Raw genomic sequence first — 23,618 nt, forward strand, 5'->3', positions numbered from 1 at the left:
CAGGCTCTCTAAGATAGCCTCAACCTGTCCTGAAACAGTCGAGGTCCCACATGTCAGATTACCTGCAAGATGTCGAATCCTTTGCCGCCCTGCGCGCCGCGCAGAATGGTACCTGGAACAATATCAATCCCGAGTACGCGGCCCGCATGAAGCGCCAGAATCGCTTTCGCACCGGTCTCGATATTGCCCGCTACACTGCCGGCATCATGCGCCGGGACATGGCCGAGTACGACGCCGACAGCAGCCAGTACACCCAGTCCCTGGGCTGCTGGCACGGGTTTATTGGCCAGCAGAAACTGTTGGCGATCAAGAAGCACCACGGTACCACCAACAAGCGCTACCTGTACCTGTCGGGGTGGATGATCGCTGCCCTGCGCAGCGAATTCGGCCCGCTGCCAGACCAGTCCATGCACGAAAAGACCACAGTGCCGGGGCTGATCGAGGAACTCTACACCTTCCTGCGGCAGGCGGATGCCCGCGAACTGGGGCACCTGTTCCACGATCTCGACGCCGCCCGCGCAGCCGGTGACGAGGTCAAGGAAAAGGCCGTGCTCAACGCCATCGACAACTACGAGACCCACGTGGTGCCGATCATCGCCGACATCGACGCCGGTTTCGGCAACGAAGAAGCGACCTACCTGCTGGCGAAGAAAATGATCGAAGCGGGCGCCTGCGCGATCCAGGTGGAAAACCAGGTGTCCGACGCCAAGCAGTGCGGCCACCAGGACGGCAAGGTGACTGTCCCCCACGAGGACTTCCTCGCCAAGATCAACGCCATCCGCTACGCTTTCCTCGAGCTTGGCGTCGACGACGGTGTCATCGTCGCCCGCACCGATTCCCTGGGTGCCGGCCTGACCCAGAAGATCCCCGTCTCCCGTGATGCCGGTGACCTGGCTCACATGTACAATGCTTTCCTGGAAACTGAAGTGGTGAAAAGCGCCGAGGATGTGCGCGAAGGCGACGTGGTAATCAAGCAGGACGGCAAGCTGGTGCGCCCGGTGCGCCTGGCCAACGGCCTCTACCGTTTCAAGGACGGCACCGGCGAAGCCCGCTGTGTACTGGATTCCATCACCAGCCTGCAGCACGGCGCCGACCTGCTGTGGATCGAAACCGAAAAGCCCCACATTGGCCAGATCGGCGCCATGGTGGACGAGATCCGCAAGGTCATCCCCAACGCCAAGCTGGTCTACAACAATTCACCGTCCTTCAACTGGACCCTGAACTTCCGCCAGCAGGTGTTCGATGCCTGGAGCAAGGAAGGTCGCGACCTCTCGGCTTACGACCGCGACAAGCTGATGAGCGTGGACTACGATGGCTCCGAGCTGGGCGTGGAAGCCGACCGCTGGATCCAGACTTTCCAGGCGGATGCGTCGCGCGATGCGGGAATTTTCCACCACCTCATCACCCTGCCGACCTACCACACCGCGGCCCTGTCCACGGACAACCTGGCCAGGGGCTACTTTGGCGAGGAGGGCATGCTGGCCTATGTGCAGGGCGTGCAGCGCAAGGAGATTCGCGAGGGTATCGCCTGCGTCAAGCACCAGGACATGGCCGGCTCCAACATGGGCGACGACCACAAGGAGTACTTTGCCGGGGAAGGCGCGCTCAAGGCCGGCGGCAAGGACAACACCATGAACCAGTTCGGCTAAACGCCGCCGAAAGGGTCATCCACCGAATGGGCCGGCTGGGTAAACCAGCGCGGCCCTTTTTCGGTCAGGTAGAAGTGGTCTTCGTGGCGCACGCCGAAAGCGCCGGGCACGCAGATCATGGGTTCGTTGCTGAAACACATGCCGGGCGCCAGCGGGGTGTCGTTGCCGCGCACCAGGTAGGGCCACTCGTGGATGTCAAGGCCGATGCCGTGGCCGGTGCGGTGGGGCAGGCCGGGCAGGGCGTAGTCGGGGCCGAGACCGCCTGCGGTCAGCACGGCGCGGGCGGCGTCGTCGACACTGCCGCAGGTCGCGCCGATCTGTGCTGCGGAGAAGGCCGCCTGCTGCGCCGCCTTCTCCAGGTCCCAGATCTCGCGCTGCCGAGCGCTCGGCGCGCCGAAGACATAGCTGCGGGTAATATCCGAAATGTAGCCGTGCAACTGACAGCCGGTGTCGATCAGTACCATGTCGCCCTCGTCGAGGGTCTTGGGCTGGGCCACGCCGTGGGGAAAAGCGCTGTCGGGGCCGAACAGGACGATGCAGAAATACGAACCCGCCGGGGCGCCGACCTGGCGGTGGGCGGCATCGATGAACGCACTCACCTCGGTGGTGCTGATGCCGGGACGCAAAATGCGCGCGGTTGCCCGGTGCACCTCCAGGGTCATGTCCTTGGCGCGCTGCATCAGGGCCAGCTCGGCGGCGGACTTGTGCATCCGGCAGCCGGCGGTGACCGGGGTGGCGCTGCGGAAGCGACAGTCCGGAGACGCCTGCTGCAGGCCGTCGGCGATAAAGAAAGGCGTGGACTCGTCTACCCCGATTTCGCGGGCACCGAAGTCTGCCAGCAGCCGGGCGCAGAGCCGGTAGGGACTTTCGTGCTCTTCCCAGCAGTGCACCTCGCCGGGAACCCGCAGGAAACCCTGCAGGGTGCCGAGTTCGAAGGCCGGGGCGAGGTACACCGGGTCGCCGTTGGCCGGTATCAGTGCGCCCACCAGGCGCTCGCTGGCGGACCAGCGGGTACCGGTGAAATAGTAGAGATTGGTGCCGGCGTTCAGATACAGCGCGTCCAGCCCGTTGGCACGCATCAGGGCCTGGGCCCGGGTCAGGCGCGCGGCGAATTCGCTGTCGTCGATGGTCGCGGCGCCGGCAGTCATGTCCTGCAGGCGGGCCAGTTCGGTTGCGGCGTTGGAGCCGCCTATGCCCTGGGTCATGGGAGTCCTCGTTGGCGTTGGGGTGGCGGTCGTTTATGCTGAACGCCGGTAAAGCGGGATGATAACTGCAGGGGCTGCAGGGGGAAAGCGGGATGCGGTGGACAAATATTGATCAGCAACTGTGTTCGGTAGCGCGCGCGTTGTCGGTGGTCGGTGAGCGCTGGACGCTGCTCATTCTGCGCGATGCCTTCCTGGGTACCCGGCGCTTCGAGCAGTTTCAGCACAATCTCGGTATCACCCGGCACCGGCTGTCGGAGCGCCTGGGCAAGCTGGTGGAGCAGGGCGTGCTGGTCAAGGTGCCTTACTGCGAGCGCCCCCTGCGCCATGAGTACCGCCTCACGCGCAAGGGCCTGGGGCTGTATCCGGTGCTGATGAGCCTGGCGCGCTGGGGCGACGACTGGATGGCCGGCGACGAGGGTGTGCCGCTGGAATACGTGCATCGCGGTTGCGGCAAGCTGACGCGGCCGGTGCTGGCCTGCAGCGAGTGCGGCGAACCCCTGCGCCCGGAAGGGGTCACCCCGCGGGCGGGGCCGCCGCTCGAGGCCTTGGCCCGGGAGCTTGGACGTGCCGGCGAGAAAAATCTCTCCATACCGGCCCTCATCGGCCGCTCGCGACCGCCGGAGTAGACAGTCTGTCGCAGCTGATTTGTATGAAAAAGTAACATTGGCAGGAACTTTAACTTTGCCCTCGAGGGGGTAGACTGCGGGAACTACAACAACAACCCTCGAGGGATCCCGCAATGACACACTTCAGAAAAACCATCCTCGCGGCAGCGGTTGTCGCCCTGGTGCCGTCAGTTTCGTATGCGCAGCTCGAAGAAGTGCTGGTGACCGCGACCAAGCGCGAGGCGTCGGCCCAGGACCTGCCCTTCTCCATCAATGCCCAGTCCGAGGCGGACATCCGCCGCACCGGCGCCACCAATCTGGAAGAGCTGTCGCGCAACGTCGCCGGCCTTGCCATCCAGAACCTGGGGCCGGGCCAGAGCCAGGTCTCCATCCGCGGCGTATCCGCCGGCCAGGTGGTGCGCGACCAGCCCGGAGTCAAGGAGCAGGTGGGCGTGTACCTGGACGAGACCGTTATTTCCCTGTCCCTGTTCACCCCGGACCTGGACCTGTATGACCTGAACCGCGTCGAGACCCTGCGCGGCCCCCAGGGCACCCTGTTTGGCTCCGGCTCCGTGGGCGGCACCATTCGCTTCATTACCAACCAGCCCGACTTCGAGGAGTTCACCGGCTCGGTGGAAGCCAACCTGAACACCGTGGAAGACGGCGATGTCGGCGGCCACTTCAAGGGCATGCTGAACATTCCGATGAATGACAAGGCGGCCCTGCGCATTGTCGGCTACGCCACGGAATACGGTGGCTGGATCGACGCCCTGCGCGAAGACGGCAACTTCAAGGAGGACGTCAACAGCGGTGGCCGCTACGGTGGCCGCATCACCCTGGCCCTGCAGCCGACCGACACCCTCACCATCACCCCGCGGATTGTCTTTCAGAGCATCGAGACCGACGGCTTCAACCGCGAGGAAGTCTACAACCTGTTTGCCAACCCCTTCACCACCACCCGCCCACCGGTGCGACTGGGCGAGCGCCAGCAGTACCTGCGCCTCGACGAGGCCTTTGAAGACGACACCATGATCGCCGACCTGGTGGTCAACTGGAGCCTGGATAACGTCGACGTAACCTATGCCGGCAGCTATGTGGACCGGGAAATCCTCGCCAGTCGCGACGCCAGCGCCCTGACCGGGTCAGTGTCGGTGGACCTCGGTTTTCCCGAGGCAGCGGTATTGATTCCCTCGAACCTGCGCGACACCACCGACCTCCAGCAAACCACCCATGAGCTGCGCCTGGCGTCCAACGCCGACGGGCCGTTCAATTGGGTGGTCGGTGGCTTTTTCTCCGATGTGGAGCGCGAGTACGCACAGCGCCTGCCCACCCCGGGCTATGATGCCGTCACCGACGCCGTGCTCGGTGCCGGTACCGCTGCCGCGGTGAGCAACGGCTACGGCCCCGACTCGCCCTACAATTCGGACCTGCCCTACGATATCGAACAGGTGGCCCTGTTCGGCGAGCTGAGCTACGACATCACCGACCGCCTCAACCTGACCCTCGGTGGCCGCTATTACGACTTCGAGGAAGAGCGCCGCTTCACTACCGGCGGCCTGTTTTCCAACGGTGACGACCAGGTGGATTCCACCTCCTCGGATGGCTTCAACCCGCGCCTGCTGGTCAGCTACGATGTCAGTGACGACATGACCATCAACGCCCAGGCTTCCCAGGGCTTCCGCCTCGGCGGGGTCAACGATCCGTTGAACGTGCCCCTCTGCGATGCCGGCGACCTGGAGACTTTCGGCGCCTTCCAGGCCTACGACGACGAGACCCTGTGGAACTACGAGCTCGGCCTGAAGAGCGAGTTTGACAAGGTGCGCTTCAACGCCGCGGTGTTCTACACCGACATTGAAGACCTGCAGGTAACCCTGGATGCCGGTTCCTGCTCCTCGCGGATCAGCTTCAACGTGCCCGAGGCGCATACGCTCGGTGTGGAATGGGAGCTGGTGGCCTATCCCATGGAGCTGCTGATGCTGACCTTCTCCGGCAGCCTGCTGGAGGCGGAGTTTGACTCCACGGTTACCGACAGCAACGGCAACGTTCTGGGTGGTGTTGAGGATGGCAATCGTCTGGCATCAGTGCCCGAGTTCCAGATGGCGGCCTCGGCAACCTACACCTTCCCGGTCGATGCCTTTGGCTCTAACGAGATGTATGTCACGGCGATGGTCCAGCACGTGGGCGACCGCTTTACCCAGCCCAGTGACCAGGTGGCCGGTGCCGGCAACTTTGTCTCCGGCCTGCCCTTCGGCGGCGCCACCGGGGCCGAGGTGACGGCGGTGGACCTCGAGCTGGATGCCTACGAGCAGGTCAACCTGCGGGCCGGGATTGTCTGGGATACCTTCGAGACGGTGTTCTACGTGGACAACGTGACCGATGAGAATGCCCAGCTGTCCTTCGACCGCGAGCGCGGCGGCCGCGCCAGGCTGGCCTATCGCAACAACCAGCCGCGGACGATCGGCGTGACCGTGCGCAAGTTCTTCTGATCATGAAGAAGGCTCCCGGTCCCCGGGAGCCTTGCAAACTTCCATTGCCGTTCTGGCCAACGCGACTTCCACAATGACGCAGTCTGGCATAGACCTGTATCGGGAAAAGCGGCTAGGATGGCGCCTATACAGGCTAGCGAAGATCCCGGATGTGCTAGGTACCGAAGGCTCGGACAAAGTCGCAGGCGAATCGGTGCTGCTAGCGGTAGATCGGCGCAGCCTGGTGCGAACGACGAACCTGGTAGTGACTGTTTTGGTCGTCATTCTGAGCGCGCTCAAGTGGTCTATCGCGGGCAGCGGTTTCCTGCCAATTGGCGGTATCATCATCACGCTGCTTGGTGTCTGCAATGGCATCTACCTGGCCAGGGGCGGCGCCTCCCGCGTGGCCGCGCGTTTCATTGTCTTGGCATTGAGCCTGGGCATGGTCTACGGCAGTTTTACTACCGGCGGCTTCGGTGGCCCGATCGTGCTGCTCGCTCCTGTTATTCCCGTTCTGTCATTCCTCCTCATCGGGCCCCGGGCTGGTTGGGTTGCGGCTTTCGCAACGGCCCTCGGCCTGCTCGTGGTGCTGACGCTGCACTTGTTTGATGTGGTGCCCCCAAGCCCGCAGACGGAGCAGAATCTAATTATCGGGCGCTTTATCGCACTGGCGACTAGCGGTGTGTTTGTTACCTGGGTGATTTGGGCGTTTGCCGCCAGCGCCGCCGCCCTGGGACAGCGCAACAAGCTGCTGGCCAATACCGATCACCTGACAGGTATCGCCAACCGCCGCTTCTCGGAGAACTTCCTCAAGCAGGAAATTCTCCGCGCCCGTCGCTCGGGGGAGGTTTTGTCGCTGATTATTGCCGACGTGGATAACTTCAAACGCTACAACGATGTCAATGGTCACCAGGCGGGCGACAAATGCCTGCAGCGGGCCGCTGGTGCCATCAAGCGCTCTGCCCGGCGCCCGGCAGATATGGTGGGCCGCTTTGGCGGCGAAGAGTTTATTGCCGTGTTGCCGAATACCGACCCGGACGGCGCATTTGCCATTGCCGAGTGCATGCGACAGGCGCTGCTGGATGAGCACATGCCCTACGAGCCCGGCAAACCGGAGATCGTCAGCATGACACTGGGGGTGACAAGTTTCCCGGGCAAGGAAATCGATGCCATCTCAGGAATGGTCAGGCTGGCGGATCGGGCGCTTTATCAGGGCAAGGAGCAGGGACGTAACAGGGTGGTAATGAACCTCCCCTTGAGTCACAGCCCCTAAACCCCCGGCGGCTCCCGATACGCCTCAATCGACGGACAGGAGCACACCAGGTTCCTGTCCCCATACACATTGTCGACCCGGTTCACCGGCGGCCAGTACTTGCTGCGGCGCAGGGAGGCAACCGGGAACGCGGCCTGCTCGCGGCTGTAGCCGTGCTCCCACTGTTCCGCGGTAACATCCAGCAGGGTGTGGGGCGCATTGCGCAGGGGATTGTCCTCGGCATCCAGGCGGCCTTCCTGCACCGCGCGGATTTCCTCGCGGATGACGATCATGGCGTCGCAGAAGCGATCCAGCTCCGCCAGTGATTCCGATTCCGTCGGCTCGATCATCAGCGTGCCCGCCACCGGGAAGGACATGGTCGGGGCGTGGAAGCCGAAGTCCACCAGGCGCTTGGCGATGTCCTCCTCGCTGATGCCGCTGGCGTCCTTCAAGGGCCGGATGTCGACAATGCACTCGTGCGCCACGGTGCCGTTGCGGCCGGTGTAGAGCACCGGGTAATGGTCCTTGAGGCGGTGGGCGATGTAGTTGGCGCTGAGGATGGCGACCCGGGTTGCCTGGGTCAGGCCCTCGGCACCCATCAGGGCGATGTAGGCCCAGGAAATCGGCAGGATCGAGGCGCTGCCCCAGGGGGCGGCGGAGACCACGTCGTTGCTCTCCGCCAGGCCCGGCAGCGGCACCAGCGGGTGCGTCGGCAGGAACGGTTGCAGGTGGGCACCGACGCCGATCGGACCCATGCCCGGACCGCCGCCACCGTGGGGAATGCAGAAGGTCTTGTGCAGGTTCAGGTGCGACACATCGGCGCCGAACCTGCCGGGCGAGGCCAGTCCCACGAGGGCATTGAGGTTGGCGCCGTCGACATAGACCTGGCCGCCGTGGCGATGGACGATGTCACAGACGTCCACCACGGTTTCCTCGAATACGCCGTGGGTAGAGGGGTAGGTGATCATGATCGCCGCCAGCTCGTTGCTGTGCTGCCCGGCCTTGGCTTCCAGGTCCATCAGATCCACGTTGCCCAGGCTGTCGCACTCTACAATGACCACCCGCATGCCGGCCAGTGCAGCACTCGCCGGGTTGGTGCCGTGGGCGGAGGAGGGGATCAGGCAGACGTCGCGCTGCGGGTCGCCGCGGCTTTCGTGATAGCGGCGGATCGCCAGCAGGCCGGCGTACTCGCCCTGGGAACCGGCATTGGGCTGCAGGGAAATGGCGTCGTAGCCGGTGCACTCCTGCAGCATGTGCTCCAGCTCCGCCAGCAGCTGCTGGTAGCCCTGGGTCTGCTCTGCGGGCGCAAACGGGTGCATGCCGGCAAACCCGGGCCAGGTGATCGCCAGCATCTCCGTGGTGGCATTGAGCTTCATGGTGCAGCTGCCGAGTGGGATCATGGCACGATTGAGGGCGATGTCCCGGTCCTCCAGCCGGCGCATGTAGCGCAGCATTTCGGTCTCGGAATGGTATTCACTGAACAGTGGATGCTGCAGGTAGTCCACCTCGCGTCGCAGTGCGGCGGGAATACCTTCCACGGCGTCGTCCCGTTCCCGACAGCTGGCTGTCGTCGCGCTGCCGGTGATCACCGCCAGCAACTGGTCGACGTCTTCCGCCGTGGTGGTTTCGTCCAGGGCAATGCCAATCTGCCCGGTGCCGATGATGCGCAGGTTCATGCCCGCGGCCAGGGCGCGCTCGACAATGGCCGCCTGCTCGCCGCCGACATCCAGGGTCAGGGTGTCGAAGAACTGCGCGTTCAGGGGCCGGACACCCGCCGCCTGCAGCCCTGCCGCCAGCAGCCCGGTCAGGCGCTGCACGCGCTCGGCGATACGCCGCAGGCCGCTGGGACCGTGATACATGGCATAGAAGGCGGCCATGATCGAGAGCAGGGCCTGGGCGGTGCAGATGTTGCTGGTGGCCTTCTCCCGGCGAATATGCTGTTCCCGCGTCTGCATGGCCATGCGCAGGGCCTCGTTGCCGTGGCGGTCGATGGAGACGCCGATGATGCGCCCGGGCGTGGAACGCTTGTAGGCGTCGCGGGTGGCAAAGAAAGCGGCGTGCGGGCCGCCAAAACCCATCGGCACGCCAAAGCGCTGGGAATTGCCGACCACGACATCGGCACCCTGGGCGCCCGGCGACTGCAGCAGCAGCAGAGAGAGGATGTCGGCGGCCACGGTCACCAGGGTGCCGGCGTCGTGGGCGCGGGCAATCAGCGGCTGCAGGTCGCGAACGTGGCCCCAGGTGCCGGGGTACTGCAGCAGCAGACCAAAGGCCTCGGTGCTGCCCACCAGCTGCTCGGGATCGCCCACTACCACCTCGATATCCAGCGCCTCGGCACGGGTGCGGACCACGGCGATGGTCTGCGGGTGGCAGTCCTCGGCGACCAGGAAACAGCTGCTGCGGTTTTTCTTGTTGACCCGCTGCAGCAGGGTCATGGCCTCCGCCGCGGCAGTGCCTTCGTCCAGCATGGAGGCGTTGGCCAGCTCCATGCCGGTCAGGTCCATGATCACCTGCTGAAAGGTCAGCAGCGCTTCCAGCCGGCCCTGGGAAATTTCCGGCTGGTAGGGCGTGTAGGCGGTATACCAGCCGGGGTTTTCCAGCACATTGCGCTGGATGACGGCGGGGGTGTAGGTGTCGTGGTAGCCGGTGCCGATGTAGGATTTGAGTACCCGGTTCTTGCCGGCGATGGCTTGCAGCCGCGCAATCACCGCCTGCTCGGTCTGCGCCGGCGCCAGGTCCATGGGTCGCTGGTTGCGAATGCCCGCCGGCACGGTGGCATCGATCAGGGCATCAAGGCTGTCGAACCCCAGGGTGCGCGCCATCTCCGCCTGCTGCTGCGGCGTGGGCCCGATGTGGCGGCCAATGAATTCCTGATGATGTTCCAGTTGCGACAGGGAAGGGCGCTTCATGGGGGCTCCGGGGGCGTTGGCTTGGGCTGGGCAGGGACAGGTCTCGGGCAGGCGCGAATGTTAGCAGCCGTGCCCCGCAGCGGCAATCAACTGTACGCATTCTGACCATTCTGGCACACTGCCGGGCTGTCTCTCCTGACCCGTAACGAGGAATCTACATGGAACTGGTGACACCCGAGGCGCTGGGCCTCCACAGCGGCCAACTGGAGCGTATTGGCGAGCACTTGCGGCAGCAGTACCTCGAGCCGGGCAAGCTGCCCGGCAGCGTCACCCTGGTGGCCCGGCACGGCCAGGCCTGCCTGCTGGACATCGCCGGCCAGCGCGACCTCGAGCGCGGCACGCCGATGACCGCCGACACCATTTTCCGCATCTATTCCATGAGCAAGCCGATCACCTCGGTCGCGCTGATGACCCTGTTCGAACGCGGCCTGTTTGCGCTGGATGATCCGGTACATCGCTTCATCCCGTCCTGGCGCCAACTCGCAGTGCGCAAGGCCGGTGCCTTTCCGCTGTTCGAAACCGTGCCCTGCGAGCGGCCCATGACCATCCGCGACCTGCTGCGCCACACGTCCGGGCTGACCTACGACTTCCTCAAGGAAACCAATCTCGACTACGCCTACCGCAAACTGCAGGTTGGCAATCCCGTTCCGGGTTACACGCTGCAGGACATGGTCGACCAGCTGGCACAACTGCCGCTTGAATTCTCCCCGGGCAGCCGCTGGAACTACTCCCTGGCAACGGACGTGGTCGGCTACCTGATCGAGGTCATCAGCGGCCAGTCCCTTCCCGGCTACCTGCAGCAGACCCTGTTTGAGCCCCTCGGCATGTTGGACACCGCGTTCAACATCACTCCGGACAAAGTTGACCGGCTCGCTTCCTGCTACGAGCGCGATGCGGCCAAGAAACTGGTCCTGAATGACGACGGCCAGGACAGCCAGTTCCGCGACCGGGAGTTCTGGTCCGGTGGCGGCGGCCTGCTGTCCACGGTGCCCGACTACTACCGCTTCTGCCAGATGCTGCTGGCGGGGGGCAGCCTGGACGGGCAGCGGGTGATCGGCTCCCGCACCCTGGAATACATGACCGCCAACCACCTGCCCGGGGGTGTGGACCTGTCTGCCATCGCCATGGGCAATTTCAGCGAAACCCAGTACGAGGGGGTCGGTTTCGGGCTCGGTTTCGCCAGCAAGATCGACCCGGTGAAGAACGGCAATCCCGCCTCCCACGGCAGCTTTTTCTGGGGCGGTCTCGCCAGCACGCTGTTCTGGGTGGATCCGGCGGAAGAGCTGGTGGTGATCTTCATGACCCAGTTGATGCCCTCCAGTACTTTCAACCTGCGCGGTCAGCTGGAAGCGCTGGTATATGCCGCACTGGACTGAGCAGGGGGCGCTGCGCTAGGCTCCGGGAGGTCTGATAACAATAATCGTATCCCGGAGGTTTGCATGAGTCCTCTTCGCACCGTTTCCGCGCTGACGCTGGTCACACTGCTGGCAGCCTGTTCCGACAGCAGTGATGCGCCGCCGGTGGTGCCGGAACCGCCGCCGCCCCCGATCAGCATCGCCACCCCGAATGCGGATCGCTGCGAAATGCTGGACGCGGACAACTGCATGTTCCCCTGGCCCAGCGATGTCTTCACCGTTGCCGACGAAGCGCTGGACACCGGCAGACGGGTCAACCTGAACCGGGAGTCGATGCCCGCCAACAAGCGTGGTGAGCGCGTCGATCCTGCCGAGTGGAACCGCAACGACGGTTTTTCCCCCTCGCAGATGATTCTGGCACAGGTGCCCGGTGTCGACCTGGAACAGACCGGGGCGCCACCCATCACCGACCTGTCGCAGTCCCTGCAGCCGGACTCCCCGGTGGTGGTGATTCGCGCCAGCACCGGGGAGCAGCACCTGGTGTTTGCGGAACTGGACGCCAACACCGACGACCCGGCCGAGCAGACCCTGATCATCCGGCCCATGGACCAGTTCGAGCGCGGCGAGCGTTATATCGTCGCCCTGCGCAATCTGCGCGATGCCGAGGGGGAGCTGATTGAGGCACCCGAAGTATTCCGCGCCTTCCGCGACGCCACCATCACCGACAACGATGCCATCGAAGCCCGTCGCCCCGACATGGATGCCCTGTTCGGGACCCTGGAGGAGGCGGGCGTCGCCCGCGACGAGTTGTACCTGGCCTGGGATTTCACCGTCGCCAGCGTGCGCAACATTACCGAGCGCATCCTGCATATCCGCGATGAGGCCTTTGCCGACCTCGGCGGGGCTGCGCCCACGTACAACATCGACAGCATTATTGACTTCGCCCCCTGCGACGAGACCGGCTGCGCCGAGGGCCAGGACGAGCAGATCGCCCGGGAAGTGGCGGGTACCTTCCAGGTCCCCAACTTCCTCGACTCCGGGGATGGTGCACCGGGCTCGGCCTTTTACTACGCCGAGCCCAATGACGGTCTGCCCGACCGGCTCAATGGCAACAACCTGTTTGCCGCCAATTTTGTCTGTCGCATTCCGCGTTCGGTAGCGGAGGATTTTGATGCCCCGCCGCTGGCGGTCGCCCGGCCTTCCCTCTACGGTCACGGCCTGCTGGGCAGCGTCAACGAGGTCCGCGGCGGCACCCGCCAGAATGTTGACATCATGGCGCTGGACCACGAAATGATGTTCTGTGCTACCGAATGGGCCGGCTTTGCCGGTGCCGATGTGGGCTTTGCAATCCAGGTACTGCAGGACTTCAGCCTGATGCAGGCCTTTTTCGACCGCCAGCAGCAGGGCCTGCTGAACTTCATGTTCCTGGCGCGCCTGCTCAAGAATGACGCCGGCTTTGTCGCTGATCCGGCGTTCCGGGCCGGCGGGGTGCCCGTATTCGACAACAGCAGCGTATTCTACGACGGCAACAGCCAGGGTGGCATCCTCGGTGGCGCGCTGATGGGCGTGATCCAGGATGTGACCCGGGGTGTGCTGGGGGTACCGGGCATGTCCTACAGTTTCCTGCTCCGGCGCAGTGTCGACTTCGACGCCTTCACCCCCTTCTTCAGCGGCAGCGGCACCGGGGACGGGGGTGGCGGCTATCCCTCGATCAAGGATCAGAGCTTCCTGCTGTCCATGGCCCAGATGCTCTGGGACCGGGCCGAGTCCAGCGGCTATGTCACCCATATCGAGCGCGAACCGCTGCCCAACACCCCGCAACATGCGGTGCTGCTGCAGGTGGCCTACGGTGATCACCAGGTCAGCATGTGGTCGGCGGAATTCATGGCCCGCAGCATCGGCGCCCGGCTGCGCATTCCCGCGGTGGAGACCGGCCGCCACCCGGACAGCAATCCCTACTTCGCCCTGGAGCCGGTGCCGACGGGGGAGTTCACCGGGTCGGTGCTGACGATCTGGGACGACGGCCCCGTCGATGGTGGTGCCCTCGAAGGGGGCACGGCGCCGCCGCCGGTGACCAACACAGCGCCCTTCGAGCCGGACTTTGGCGATGATCCCCACAGCCTGCCCCGGCGTGAACCCGCGGCACAAGCGCAGAAATCAGCCTTCCTGCGCCCGGACGGGGAGGGACGGTTCGTGGATACCTGTGCCCCCGAGCTGCCCTGTACCACCAACGGCTACAGTCCGGGAGGTTGAACCGGGAGCCAACAAACGCAAATAATTCCCATTGAGCATTGTAAATACGAATACTTCTCACTAATATCCCCTCCCTACATGAAGTTCACCATTGGGAGGGGATACAAAATGCAACGCACACTTATGGCGGTCGCCGTCGCCGCCGCCTTACTGCCCGCTGCTGTTTTCGCACAGGGCGAGCGCCCGGTGCCGCTGCCGGTGATCGAGGTCATCGGCAAGAACGAGGACGCGGTATCGCGTCAGACCGGCTCCGTGGTCCTGATCGACCGCGAGCAACTAGAGCTGCTGCAGCCGCTGTCGACAGAAGATGCCCTGCGGCGGGTGCCCGGCATCAACACCAAGAGCGAGGAAGAGACCTCGATTGTCGCCAACATCGGCCTGCGCGGCCTCTCTGCCAGTGAATCCAAGTCCCTGATCCTGGAGGACGGGGTACCGGTGGCTCCGGGCCTGTTCATCGGCAACGAGCGCTACTTCAATCCGCGCATCCAGCGCATTGAGCGCATTGAAGTCCTCAAGGGTTCCGCATCCCTGCGTTACGGGCCCTCGACGATCGGCGGTGTGATCAACTACCAGACCAAGACCCCCGATGACGGCGTACTCGTCTCCGCCCGGCTCGGTTCCTTCGACGCCCGCGAGGCGACCCTGGAGGCCGGAGCCCGCAGCGAATCCGGCGATGCCTTCGCCGGTATCGTTGCCACCCGGGCCCGCAGTGATGGCTTCATGGACAAGGGCTACGACATGAGTGACATCATGCTCAAGGCCGGCATGGCCCTGGGCAGCGAGGTCACGGTGGGGATGAAGTTCTCCTGGCACGAAAACGATGCCAACATTTCCTACCGCGGCCTGTTGCTGGACGATTACCGCGCGGGCGCCGACTACAACCCGGCGCCGGATGACTATTTTCTGACGGACCGCACTGGCCTGGATCTCAACCACGAGTGGCGCATCAATGACCGCGCCAGCCTGAATACCCTGGCCTACTGGAGTGAGGTTTCCCGCGATTACTGGCGCTACAACGTCGACACGGATGCCTCCGAAGCGGCGGGGCGCTGGGTCTATACCGACAGCCTCACCGGCAACAACCGCAGTTTCGAGCGCTATGGCGTGGAGACCCGCCTGACCCTGGAACACGAGCTGTTCGGGATCGCCAGCAACGCGGAGTTTGGCCTGCGGTTCATGGAAGAAGAGTCCGACGATACCCGCATACGCGCGACTCGCACGGCTGACCGCACCGGGGTCAATGATCGCCATCGCATTGATTCCGCGGACAGTATCGCCGCCTATGTGCAGAACCGCATGCAGCTGAGCGACCGGCTGGCGCTGACGCCTGGGCTGCGGGTGGAATCCTATGAGCAGACCCGGCGGGTGCTGACCGACAACAATGCATCTGTTGATACGTCCAACACGGAAGTCCTTCCCGGCGTTGGTGCGACCTATGAATTGACGGACACGGCGCAGCTCTACGGCGGTGTTTACCGGGCCTTTTCGCCGGCATCCAACGGGGTGGCACTGGACGGCCTCACCGACCAGGATCTCGAGGGCGAGCGCTCGGTGAACTACGAAATCGGGGTGCGCGGCCTGCGGGGTGCGCTCAGCTATGAGGTGGCGGCGTTCTACATGGACTTCGACAACCAGGTGGTGACCGGCAACAGCGATCCCAACCTGTCCCAGAGCAATGCCGGCGAGACCCTGCACCAGGGCATGGAGCTGGTGCTGGGCTACGAGCTCGGCGGCGGGTTCAGCCTCGATACCAATTTCACCTGGGTGCCGGAGTCGGAATTCCGTTCCGGTGAAAACCGCGGCAATCGCCTGCCCTATGCGCCGGAATACCTGGCGAACGCGTCCCTGAACTACAGCGATGGCAGATTGAGTGCTGCGCTGACCGCTCACCATCGCGGGGAACAATACGGCGATCCGGGCAATCAGGAGACCATTCCGACGGGTGCCGCCGGTGGCATCTGGGGTGGGTTGATGCCGTCCTACACCCTCTACGACGCCATGGCCCAGTATACGGTGAGTAGCCAGCTGACCCTGTTCGGCGCGGTCAAGAACATTGCCGACAAGCGCTATATCACCGGCCTGCGCCAGGGCATCTATGTCGGCCCCGAGCGCAGCTTTGAGCTGGGCCTGCGCTACAGGCTGTAGTCAACCCACGGTGCTTCCTTGCTGGAGTGACATCTGCACCTGTTGCAGAAGACCGGACACTTCCGTGGCCAGAAACTGATTGAATTTGGGTTTCTTCAGGGTGCGCTCAACCACTTCCTGTGGAATAAAGCGCACTATCTCCCTTTGAAACACTTCCCCGTCGATGATCCCTGGCAGGCGTTCCACCATGCGTGCCAGTTTGTCGGGGTAGTCATCAATGCGATAATCGCGAACCTTGTTGGCCACCCAATCCACCCGTAATTGTGCGCCCTGCTGCTTCAGCCAGCGCAAGTCCCAGATGTCACGGTTGCGTACATAACCGGTGGTATTGACCAGCGACACCAGCTTGTCGGCCATGATCTCGTCCAGGGTTTCCGTCAGCACCAGCGTGTCGCCGTAACCGTCGGGCAAAAAAGTGTAATTGAGCTGCAGCGCCCTTGGCTCGCGGGAATAGGCATCGACGTTGGCGACCTCCACCTTGATGCGCTGTTGCGGGATGTGTTTGCGTTGTGGGGCTGTAATGACGGCAATCTGCCATTTTTCGATTTTCAGGTCGGCGTATTCACGCTCGTGTTTCAGTTCTTTGGGTTCCTTGACAGTGACCTTCAGCCCATAGCGTTGACTGATGTAGTGCTCAATGCAGTCCTTGATCGGCTCAAGCTGTTGTCGGCTGAAGCCTCTGCCACCAACAAAATCGAGATCCTCGCTGAAGCGTGGCGAGCCATGGCAAAGGCGTAGCGATGTGCCACCCTGGAAGGTCAACTGATCCAGCAAGCCGGCATTGTCCAGGCTGTAGAGAATATCGTAGTGTAACAGCTCTTTTTGAATCACCGGCCGCATGTGCGCCCGTCCAGGCTCGTTCATGGCCAGCGTGGTCAGGCGCTCGAAATCCGCTTTGTTGATGAGCTCAGTCATGGGCTGCCAGTTCCTGCTCATTTACCAGGTGGATGTTTCTGCCAACCCTTTTCAGGTCGCGCCAGGCTGCGGCGGGGGTTGCCAGCTTCAGGGGCCGGCCCACATCCCGGATGCTGGGGAGAATATCAACCGGCCTGCGCTTGGTGTGGGTAAACTCGATGGTGCCAAAAGGTGTCGCATACTCACCTTTGCGCCCTGTGGTCATCACGGTGAGCCGGTCTACCGGAATCTGGGAGATCACCCCGTATTCACTCAGGGCCGACTCCAGGCTGACATAGTTGTATTCGCCCCGGCGCAATGCTCTGGCAATATGTTCGATGGTATGGCTGCCCCCGCTCTTACCCAAAGCATAGACGTACACTCCCCGCACCGGACGCAACAGAATCTCGTTTGCCACCAGGCGCTGCACACCGGCCTTGAAGGCGCGTGGACTGTCCTCATGGAAAATCTTGGCAAGGTCCGCACGGGTAAATACGAAGCGACCCCGCTGGTTCCACAGATTCAGTCGTTTCAGTGCGGTTGTGGTGTCCATGATTCAGGTGACGTGAGAGTTGCATCTCGGTGGCTCTGATGACGACTCAGGATAGACCGGAAACAAGTGGACATCAAGGACATTAAAAAGAGTCCTCAACGTCTACTAGTTGGCGCCTCATGGCGCTGTTTGCTGACCCGGCGGGCGATAACGTATCGCAGTAATGTAATAGCTCTGTTTCCCTGACGGGCTTTGCACCGTCACCTCATCGTCGAGGCGCTTGCCCAGCAGGGCGCGCGCCAGCGGTGAATCCATGCTCAGCTTGCCCGCGGCGAGGTCGAATTCGTCCGGGCCGACGATGCGGTAACAGCGCTCGTTGCCGTCATCGTCCTCCAGCGTCACCCAGGCCCCGAAGAAGACTTTGCCGGTATCCGCCGGGGCCCGGTCCACCACCGTCAGTTCCTCCAGCCGCTTGCTGAGGAAGCGGACCCGCGAATCGATTTCCCGCAGGCGGCGCTTGCCGTAGATGTAGTCGCCGTTTTCCGAGCGGTCGCCGTTCTTGGCGGCCTCGTGCACCACGTCGGTGACCTGCGGCCGCTCCACCTTCCACAGCTGGTGCAACTCCTGCCGCAGGGCGCGCTCCCCTTCGGGAGTGATGTAGGCCGAGCCGCGGCCACGGGGAGGACGGTATCTGCTCATGGCGCGTATTCTAGCGGCGCCCGATTCAGTACACTAGCCGGCATTGCTACCCGGGAGGCAAAATGACGAAGACGCTGAAATCACTGTTCGCCGGGGTCGCCATGGCTGGACTGTCCCTGCAGGCGACTGCCGCGTGCGTGGACCTGCAGGGGCAGCTGCAGCAGGGCGGGCTGGTCTGGGGCCGGGCAGCCCCCGCTGCGGCGGTCAGCCTCGATGGCCAGGCGCTGGACGTACTGGCGGACGGGACCTTCATCGCCGGCTTCGGCCGCGATGCCGCGCGCACGGCGGAGCTGGTGGTGGGTGACTGCAGGCAGCAGCTGACCGTGGCCAGCCGCGACTACAATATCCAGCGGGTCGAGGGAGTGCCGCAACAGACGGTGACCCCGCCGCCGGAAGTGCTGGAACGGATCGCCCGTGAGCGCCAGCTGGTCGCCGCCGCCAAGGCGCGCCACCTGCCCCGCCCCGACCTGCTGGGGGCTGCGCTGGCGGGTTTCCACTGGCCGGTGGAGGGGCGCATATCGGGGGTCTACGGCAGCCAGCGGGTCTACAACGGCACTCCCGGCAATCCGCACTACGGCGTCGACGTCGCGGTGCCCACCGGCACCATCGTGCGCGCTCCCGCTGCCGGGGTGGTGACGCTGGCGGAGCCGGACCTGTTCTACTCCGGCGGCACCATCATCCTCGACCACGGCTACCGCCTGTCATCCTCCTTCCTGCACCTGAGCAAGGTGCGGGTGGCGGTAGGTGACGAGGTACAGACCGGGGACATCATCGGCGAGGTGGGCGCCACCGGCCGCGCCACCGGTCCGCACCTGGACTGGCGCATGGCCTGGCGCAACGAGCGTATCGATCCCCAGTTCCTGGTGCCGCCCATGCCGCAGCCGGCGGCGGCTGCGGGTTCTTGAGGGCAGCCTGCTGAGGCCGGCATGTTCCGGCCGGCAAAAATCCGTATAATGCAGCCCCTTCAAAACCCTCAGGACCTGCCATGATCGACGACAAACTGCTGAGTATCCTGGTGTGCCCGGTGACCAAGGCGCCGCTGGAATACGACAAGGACAAGCAAGAGCTGATCTGCAAGGCCAGCGGCCTGGCGTATCCGGTGCGCGACGGTATTCCGGTGATGCTGGAAAGCGAGGCACGGCAGCTGACTGCGGACGAGAAACTGGGGTAAGGCATGACGGATACCATATTTGGCAAGATTGTCAGCGGCGAGATTCCCGCCGAGTTCCTCTACGAGGACGAGCACTGCGTCGCCATCAACGACATCAATCCCCAGGCCCCGGTGCATGTGCTGGTGATTCCGAAGCGGGGCATCGCGCGGCTGGTGGACGCCCAGGCGGAGGACCAGGCCCTGCTGGGGCATCTCATGCTGGCCGCGGGCAGGGTCGCGGAGCAGCTGGGCGTGGCCGACGCTTTCCGCCTGATCGTCAACAACGGTGCCGGCGCCGGCCAGACCGTATTCCACCTGCACCTGCACATTCTCGCGGGCCTCGGTTTTGCTGAAGGACAGATGGCAGGATTCAAATGAAGACAGGTGACCTGCGCGAAGCTTTCCTGGCCTATTTCGAGAGCCAGGGACACACCCGGGTACCCAGCAGTTCGCTGGTGCCGGGCAATGATCCCACCCTGCTGTTCACCAACGCGGGGATGAACCAGTTCAAGGACACCTTCCTCGGCACCGACCCTCGCCCCTATGTGCGCGCGGCCAGCAGCCAGCGCTGCGTCCGCGCCGGCGGCAAGCACAATGACCTGGAAAACGTTGGCTACACCGCCCGTCACCACACGTTTTTCGAGATGCTGGGCAACTTCAGTTTCGGCGACTACTTCAAGCGCGAGGCGATCCAGTTCGCCTGGAGCTTTCTCACCGAAACCCTGGGCCTGCCGGCGGAGCGGCTGTGGGTGACGGTGCATGTCTCCGATGACGAGGCCGCGGACATCTGGCTCAAGGAGATGGGCGTCAGCGCCGAACGCTTCTCGCGCCTGGACGAGGACAACTTCTGGCAGATGGGCGACACCGGCCCCTGCGGTCCCTGCTCGGAAATCTTCTATGACCACGGCCCGCACGTGCCCGGTGGTCCTCCCGGCAGCGAAGGCGATGACCTCGACCGCTACATCGAGATCTGGAACCTGGTGTTCATGCAGTTCAACCGCGACGCCAGCGGCGAGCTGCAGCCCCTGCCCAAGCCCTCGGTCGACACCGGCATGGGCCTGGAGCGCATTGCCGCGGTGATGCAGGGCGTGCACAGCAATTACGAGATCGACCTGTTCCAGGCCCTGATCCGGGCGGCCGCAGAGCTGCTCAAGGTGGACGACCTGGAACACAATTCCCTGCGGGTGATCGCGGACCATATCCGCTCCTGTGCCTTCCTGATTGTCGATGGCGTGCTGCCCGGCAACGAGGGCCGGGGTTATGTGCTGCGCCGCATCATCCGCCGCGCCATCCGCCACGGCAACAAGCTGGGTGCCAGCGCCCCGTTCTTCCACCAGCTGGTGGCGACCCTGGCGGCGGAGATGGGCGAGGCCTACCCGGAGCTGGTAAAGCTGCGGCCGCAAGTGGGAAAAGCCCTGCTGGCGGAAGAAGAGCAGTTCGCCAAGACCCTGGACAACGGCCTGCAGATCCTGCAGGACGCGCTGGCGGCGATCGACGGCACGGAAATCCCCGGCGAGGTCGTGTTCAAGCTCTACGACACCTACGGCTTCCCGGTCGATCTCACCAACGATATCGCCCGCGAGCGCGGGCTGGCACTGGACATGGCGGGCTACGAGGCCGCCATGGCGGCCCAGCGCAGTCGCTCCCAGGAGAGCGGCAGCTTCCGGGTGGACTACAACGCCGTCCTGACCCTGGAAGGCAGTACCGAATTCACCGGCTATGACAGCCTGCAAGGGGAAGGTACCGTCACCGCGCTGCTCTGCGATGGCGCCGAAGTGGAGGCACTCAGCGCTGACCAGCAGGGCGTGGTGGTGCTCGACCGCACCCCGTTCTACGCCGAGTCCGGTGGCCAGGTCGGCGACAGTGGCTATCTGCAGGCGCCGGGCCTGCGCCTGGAGGTCGGGGATACCAGCAAGGTCCAGAGCCAGCACCTGCACCACGTCAAGGTATTGGAAGGGATGGTGCGGGTGGGCGATCGGCTGCAGGCATCGGTTGACGCCAGCGTGCGCCAGCGTACTCGCCTCAACCACTCCGCCACCCACCTGATGCATGCGGCCCTGCGCCGCATTCTCGGCGAGCACGTGACCCAGAAGGGCTCGCTGGTGGACTCCGAACGCCTGCGCTTCGATTTTTCCCATTTCGAGGCGGTGACCGCGGCGGAGCTGGCGGAGATCGAGCGCCAGGTCAACGCGCAGATTCGCGCCAATACCCCGGTGACCACCCGCCTGATGACCATGGACGATGCCATCGCCGCCGGCGCCATGGCCCTGTTCGGGGAGAAGTACGGCGAGGAAGTGCGCGTCCTCAGCATGGGTGAGGACGACTACTCGGTGGAACTCTGTGGCGGCACCCACGTCGACCGCACCGGCGATATCGGCCTGTTCCGGATCGTCTCCGAATCCGGCATTGCCGCCGGCGTGCGCCGCATCGAGGCGGTCACCGGCGCCGGCGCCCTGGAGGCCATCGCCCACACCGAAGCCCAGCTGGATGCGGTGTGCGAGGTGGTCAAGGCCAGCCGCGAGACCGCCGCTGCCCGGGTCGGCGCCCTGCGCGCGGAGAACCGGGAGCTGGAAAAAGAGCTGGCGCGACTGAAGCAGAAACTGGCGACCGCCGCCGGCGGTGACCTCACTGCCAGCGCGGTCGAAGTCGCCGGAGTGAAAGTGCTGGCGGCGACCGTCGACGGGGCCGATGCCAGATCCCTGCGCGACACCCTCGACCAGTGCCGCAACAAGCTGGGCAGCAGCGTGTTGCTGCTGGCGGCGGTCGATGGCGACAAGGTGGCCCTGGTGGCCGGGGTCAGCAAGGACCTGACCGACCGGGTGAAAGCCGGTGACCTGATGCGCGAATTTGCCGGCCGCCTCGGCGGCAAGGGCGGCGGCCGCCCGGACATGGCCCAGGGTGGTGGCAGCGATGTCGCCGGGCTGGAGGCTGCCTTGCAGGCGGTGCCGGACTGGGTGGCGGCAGCACTGGGCCAGCCCGCCTGACATGAGCCTGATCGTCCAGAAGTTCGGTGGCACCTCCGTCGGCAGTATTGAGCGCATTGAGCAGGTCGCCGATAAGGTGGCCCGCTTTCATGCCGAGGGGCATCAGCTGGTGGTGGTGGTGTCCGCGATGAGCGGCGAGACCAACCGCCTGCTGGGCCTGGCCCAGGCAATCCAGGAGCAGCCGCTGCCACGGGAACTGGATGTGCTGCTCGCCACCGGCGAGCAGGTGACCACCGCGCTGCTGAGCATGGCGCTGGGCAAGCGCGGCATTGCCGCGAAATCCTACACCGGCAGCCAGGTGCGGATTCTCACCGACGACGCCCACACCAAGGCCCGCATCCGCGAGATCGACAACCTTCGCCTGCACGCGGACCTGGACGCCGGCAAGGTGCTGGTGGTCGCCGGCTTCCAGGGCGTGGACGAGAACGGCAACATCACCACCCTGGGCCGGGGCGGCTCCGACACCACCGCGGTGGCGCTGGCGGCGGCCCTGAAAGCCGACGAATGCCAGATCTACACCGACGTCGACGGCGTCTACACCACCGATCCCCGGGTCGTCGATGGCGCCCGGCGCCTGGACCGGATTACCTTCGAGGAAATGCTGGAAATGGCCAGCATGGGATCCAAGGTGCTGCAGATCCGGGCGGTGGAATTTGCCGGCAAGTATCATGTGCCCCTGCGGGTGCTGCACAGTTTCGAGGAAGGCCCCGGCACCCTGATTACCCTGGAGGATGCGTCACAGATGGAAACCCCGACCATAGCGGGCATCGCCTTCAACCGCGATGAAGCCAAGCTCACCGTTCTCGGCATCCCCGATATGCCTGGCGTCGCCTACCGCATTCTCGGCCCCGTTGGCGAGGCCAATATCGAAGTGGATGTCATTGTGCAGAACGTGGCCGAGGACAACAGCACCGACCTCACCTTTACGGTCGGTCGCGCGGACCTGTCCCGGGCCCGCGAGCTGCTGGAAAAGATCGCCACCGAGCTCAATGCCCGCGAAGTCCGCGCCGACAGCAAGATCGCCAAGGTCTCAGTGGTCGGCGTAGGCATGCGCTCCCACGCCGGGGTGGCGAGCCAGATGTTCCAGGCGCTGGCGGAGGTGGGCATCAATATCCAGATGATCACGACCTCGGAAATCAAGATTTCGGTTATTATCGAGGAAAAGTTCATGGAACTGGCGGTGCGGGCGCTGCACTCCTCTTTTGGCCTGGACAGGGAACCCGCGGACGAAAGCGCTGCCTGAGTCTTTGGCGCGGTTGCGTTTTTACAGATCTGAACTAAAACTATCAGAGACCCGGGCGCAAGGCAGGCGCTGTTCGGCTCAAGCTGGCCGGACAACAGGAGGCAAGGACCGATGCTTATATTGACTCGCAGAGTAGGTGAATCCCTCATGGTCGGTGATGACATCACCATCACTGTGCTGGGCGTGAAGGGAAATCAGGTGCGCATCGGCGTCAATGCACCCAAGGATGTCGCCGTGCACCGCGAGGAAATCTATAATCGCATCCAGGGCGGAGAAGAGCCCCCACCACCTGAGGGAGAGTCGGGCCACTGAGTCCC

At 64.2% G+C, this 23,618-nt stretch carries 18 protein-coding genes; 13 read left to right on the top strand and 5 right to left on the bottom strand.

Annotation, left to right across the window (positions count from 1 at the left end):
* Positions 1 to 50: 50 nt before the first annotated feature.
* Positions 51 to 1,649: an isocitrate lyase gene (locus RLO07_RS05490; RefSeq protein ID WP_462291125.1), complete on the top strand. Its 1,599-nt coding sequence runs from the start codon at positions 51 to 53 to the stop codon at positions 1,647 to 1,649.
* Here RLO07_RS05490 and RLO07_RS05495 read toward each other — a convergent pair.
* Positions 1,646 to 2,854: a M24 family metallopeptidase gene (locus RLO07_RS05495; RefSeq protein ID WP_462291126.1), complete on the bottom strand. Its 1,209-nt coding sequence runs from the start codon at positions 2,852 to 2,854 to the stop codon at positions 1,646 to 1,648. The genes RLO07_RS05490 and RLO07_RS05495 overlap by 4 nt on opposite strands.
* Before the next feature lie 92 nt (positions 2,855 to 2,946).
* Here RLO07_RS05495 and RLO07_RS05500 point away from each other — a divergent pair, with 92 nt between their 5' ends.
* The 3 genes from RLO07_RS05500 to RLO07_RS05510 all read left to right on the top strand — a co-directional run bounded on the left by RLO07_RS05500 (position 2,947) and on the right by RLO07_RS05510 (position 7,197).
* Positions 2,947 to 3,480 (top strand): winged helix-turn-helix transcriptional regulator, encoded by a 534-nt coding sequence (locus RLO07_RS05500; RefSeq protein ID WP_462291127.1) that lies wholly within the window; start codon positions 2,947 to 2,949, stop codon positions 3,478 to 3,480.
* Positions 3,481 to 3,593: 113 nt separating this feature from the next.
* Positions 3,594 to 5,945, top strand: coding sequence for a TonB-dependent receptor (locus RLO07_RS05505; protein WP_462291128.1), 2,352 nt, complete (start codon positions 3,594 to 3,596; stop codon positions 5,943 to 5,945).
* Between the two features lie 31 nt (positions 5,946 to 5,976).
* The gene (locus RLO07_RS05510; RefSeq protein ID WP_462291129.1) at positions 5,977 to 7,197 is read left to right on the top strand and encodes a GGDEF domain-containing protein; all 1,221 of its coding nucleotides are present in this window, start codon (positions 5,977 to 5,979) and stop codon (positions 7,195 to 7,197) included.
* Here RLO07_RS05510 and gcvP read toward each other — a convergent pair.
* Positions 7,194 to 10,085, bottom strand: a complete 2,892-nt coding sequence (gcvP, locus tag RLO07_RS05515; protein WP_462291130.1) for an aminomethyl-transferring glycine dehydrogenase — start codon at positions 10,083 to 10,085, stop codon at positions 7,194 to 7,196. The genes RLO07_RS05510 and gcvP overlap by 4 nt on opposite strands.
* 158 nt (positions 10,086 to 10,243) lie before the next feature.
* On the opposite strand from gcvP, the gene RLO07_RS05520 reads away from it, so the two are divergent.
* The 3 genes from RLO07_RS05520 to RLO07_RS05530 all read left to right on the top strand — a co-directional run bounded on the left by RLO07_RS05520 (position 10,244) and on the right by RLO07_RS05530 (position 15,838).
* Entirely contained in the window at positions 10,244 to 11,461 is a 1,218-nt protein-coding gene (locus tag RLO07_RS05520; RefSeq protein WP_462291131.1) for a serine hydrolase domain-containing protein, read from the top strand.
* 63 nt (positions 11,462 to 11,524) lie between these two features.
* A complete protein-coding gene (locus tag RLO07_RS05525; RefSeq protein ID WP_462291132.1) occupies positions 11,525 to 13,693 on the top strand; it encodes a hypothetical protein in 2,169 nt (722 codons plus the stop codon).
* 108 nt (positions 13,694 to 13,801) lie between these two features.
* The gene (locus RLO07_RS05530; RefSeq protein ID WP_462291133.1) at positions 13,802 to 15,838 is read left to right on the top strand and encodes a TonB-dependent receptor family protein; all 2,037 of its coding nucleotides are present in this window, start codon (positions 13,802 to 13,804) and stop codon (positions 15,836 to 15,838) included.
* Here RLO07_RS05530 and RLO07_RS05535 read toward each other — a convergent pair whose 3' ends face one another.
* From RLO07_RS05535 to greB, 3 genes are all read right to left on the bottom strand, one after another.
* Positions 15,839 to 16,753, bottom strand: a complete 915-nt coding sequence (locus tag RLO07_RS05535; RefSeq protein ID WP_462291134.1) for a nucleotidyl transferase AbiEii/AbiGii toxin family protein — start codon at positions 16,751 to 16,753, stop codon at positions 15,839 to 15,841.
* On the bottom strand, positions 16,746 to 17,285 hold the full coding sequence (abiEi, locus tag RLO07_RS05540) for a type IV toxin-antitoxin system AbiEi family antitoxin (RefSeq protein ID WP_462291135.1): 540 nt from the start codon (positions 17,283 to 17,285) through the stop codon (positions 16,746 to 16,748). The genes RLO07_RS05535 and abiEi overlap by 8 nt, the downstream gene beginning before the upstream one ends.
* Positions 17,286 to 17,402: 117 nt before the next feature.
* Positions 17,403 to 17,924 (bottom strand): transcription elongation factor GreB, encoded by a 522-nt coding sequence (greB, locus tag RLO07_RS05545; RefSeq protein WP_462291136.1) that lies wholly within the window; start codon positions 17,922 to 17,924, stop codon positions 17,403 to 17,405.
* Positions 17,925 to 17,986: 62 nt separating this feature from the next.
* Between greB and RLO07_RS05550 the strand changes: the two genes are divergently transcribed.
* From RLO07_RS05550 to csrA, 6 genes are all read left to right on the top strand, one after another.
* Positions 17,987 to 18,829, top strand: coding sequence for a M23 family metallopeptidase (locus tag RLO07_RS05550; RefSeq protein WP_462291137.1), 843 nt, complete (start codon positions 17,987 to 17,989; stop codon positions 18,827 to 18,829).
* An 80-nt stretch (positions 18,830 to 18,909) separates the two neighbouring features.
* Entirely contained in the window at positions 18,910 to 19,095 is a 186-nt protein-coding gene (locus RLO07_RS05555) for a Trm112 family protein (protein WP_304705571.1), read from the top strand.
* 3 nt (positions 19,096 to 19,098) lie between these two features.
* Entirely contained in the window at positions 19,099 to 19,452 is a 354-nt protein-coding gene (locus RLO07_RS05560) for a histidine triad nucleotide-binding protein (protein WP_462291138.1), read from the top strand.
* On the top strand, positions 19,449 to 22,058 hold the full coding sequence (gene alaS / locus RLO07_RS05565) for an alanine--tRNA ligase (RefSeq protein ID WP_462291139.1): 2,610 nt from the start codon (positions 19,449 to 19,451) through the stop codon (positions 22,056 to 22,058). Before RLO07_RS05560 ends, alaS begins: the two co-directional genes overlap by 4 nt.
* A gap of 1 nt (position 22,059) precedes the next feature.
* Complete coding sequence (locus tag RLO07_RS05570) at positions 22,060 to 23,301, top strand: aspartate kinase (protein WP_462291140.1); 1,242 nt, start codon at positions 22,060 to 22,062, stop codon at positions 23,299 to 23,301.
* 111 nt (positions 23,302 to 23,412) lie between these two features.
* Positions 23,413 to 23,613, top strand: coding sequence for a carbon storage regulator CsrA (gene csrA, locus RLO07_RS05575; RefSeq protein ID WP_462291141.1), 201 nt, complete (start codon positions 23,413 to 23,415; stop codon positions 23,611 to 23,613).
* Positions 23,614 to 23,618: the final 5 nt, after the last annotated feature.

This window comes from Haliea sp. (assembly GCF_040221975.1).
In the GTDB taxonomy this organism is placed as follows: Bacteria; Pseudomonadota; Gammaproteobacteria; order Pseudomonadales; family Halieaceae; genus Haliea.

Excerpts from the sequence above, each read along its gene's own strand:
- RLO07_RS05490 (WP_462291125.1), top strand. The coding sequence starts at position 51 with ATGTCAGATTACCTGCAAGATGTCGAATCCTTTGCCGCCCTGCGCGCC.
- RLO07_RS05495 (WP_462291126.1), bottom strand. The coding sequence starts at position 2,854 with ATGACCCAGGGCATAGGCGGCTCCAACGCCGCAACCGAACTGGCCCGC.
- RLO07_RS05500 (WP_462291127.1), top strand. The coding sequence starts at position 2,947 with ATGCGGTGGACAAATATTGATCAGCAACTGTGTTCGGTAGCGCGCGCG.
- RLO07_RS05505 (WP_462291128.1), top strand. The coding sequence starts at position 3,594 with ATGACACACTTCAGAAAAACCATCCTCGCGGCAGCGGTTGTCGCCCTG.
- gcvP (WP_462291130.1), bottom strand. The coding sequence starts at position 10,085 with ATGAAGCGCCCTTCCCTGTCGCAACTGGAACATCATCAGGAATTCATT.
- RLO07_RS05520 (WP_462291131.1), top strand. The coding sequence starts at position 10,244 with ATGGAACTGGTGACACCCGAGGCGCTGGGCCTCCACAGCGGCCAACTG.
- RLO07_RS05525 (WP_462291132.1), top strand. The coding sequence starts at position 11,525 with ATGAGTCCTCTTCGCACCGTTTCCGCGCTGACGCTGGTCACACTGCTG.
- RLO07_RS05530 (WP_462291133.1), top strand. The coding sequence starts at position 13,802 with ATGCAACGCACACTTATGGCGGTCGCCGTCGCCGCCGCCTTACTGCCC.
- RLO07_RS05535 (WP_462291134.1), bottom strand. The coding sequence starts at position 16,753 with ATGACTGAGCTCATCAACAAAGCGGATTTCGAGCGCCTGACCACGCTG.
- abiEi (WP_462291135.1), bottom strand. The coding sequence starts at position 17,285 with ATGGACACCACAACCGCACTGAAACGACTGAATCTGTGGAACCAGCGG.
- greB (WP_462291136.1), bottom strand. The coding sequence starts at position 17,924 with ATGAGCAGATACCGTCCTCCCCGTGGCCGCGGCTCGGCCTACATCACT.
- RLO07_RS05550 (WP_462291137.1), top strand. The coding sequence starts at position 17,987 with ATGACGAAGACGCTGAAATCACTGTTCGCCGGGGTCGCCATGGCTGGA.
- RLO07_RS05555 (WP_304705571.1), top strand. The coding sequence starts at position 18,910 with ATGATCGACGACAAACTGCTGAGTATCCTGGTGTGCCCGGTGACCAAG.
- RLO07_RS05560 (WP_462291138.1), top strand. The coding sequence starts at position 19,099 with ATGACGGATACCATATTTGGCAAGATTGTCAGCGGCGAGATTCCCGCC.
- alaS (WP_462291139.1), top strand. The coding sequence starts at position 19,449 with ATGAAGACAGGTGACCTGCGCGAAGCTTTCCTGGCCTATTTCGAGAGC.
- RLO07_RS05570 (WP_462291140.1), top strand. The coding sequence starts at position 22,060 with ATGAGCCTGATCGTCCAGAAGTTCGGTGGCACCTCCGTCGGCAGTATT.
- csrA (WP_462291141.1), top strand. The coding sequence starts at position 23,413 with ATGCTTATATTGACTCGCAGAGTAGGTGAATCCCTCATGGTCGGTGAT.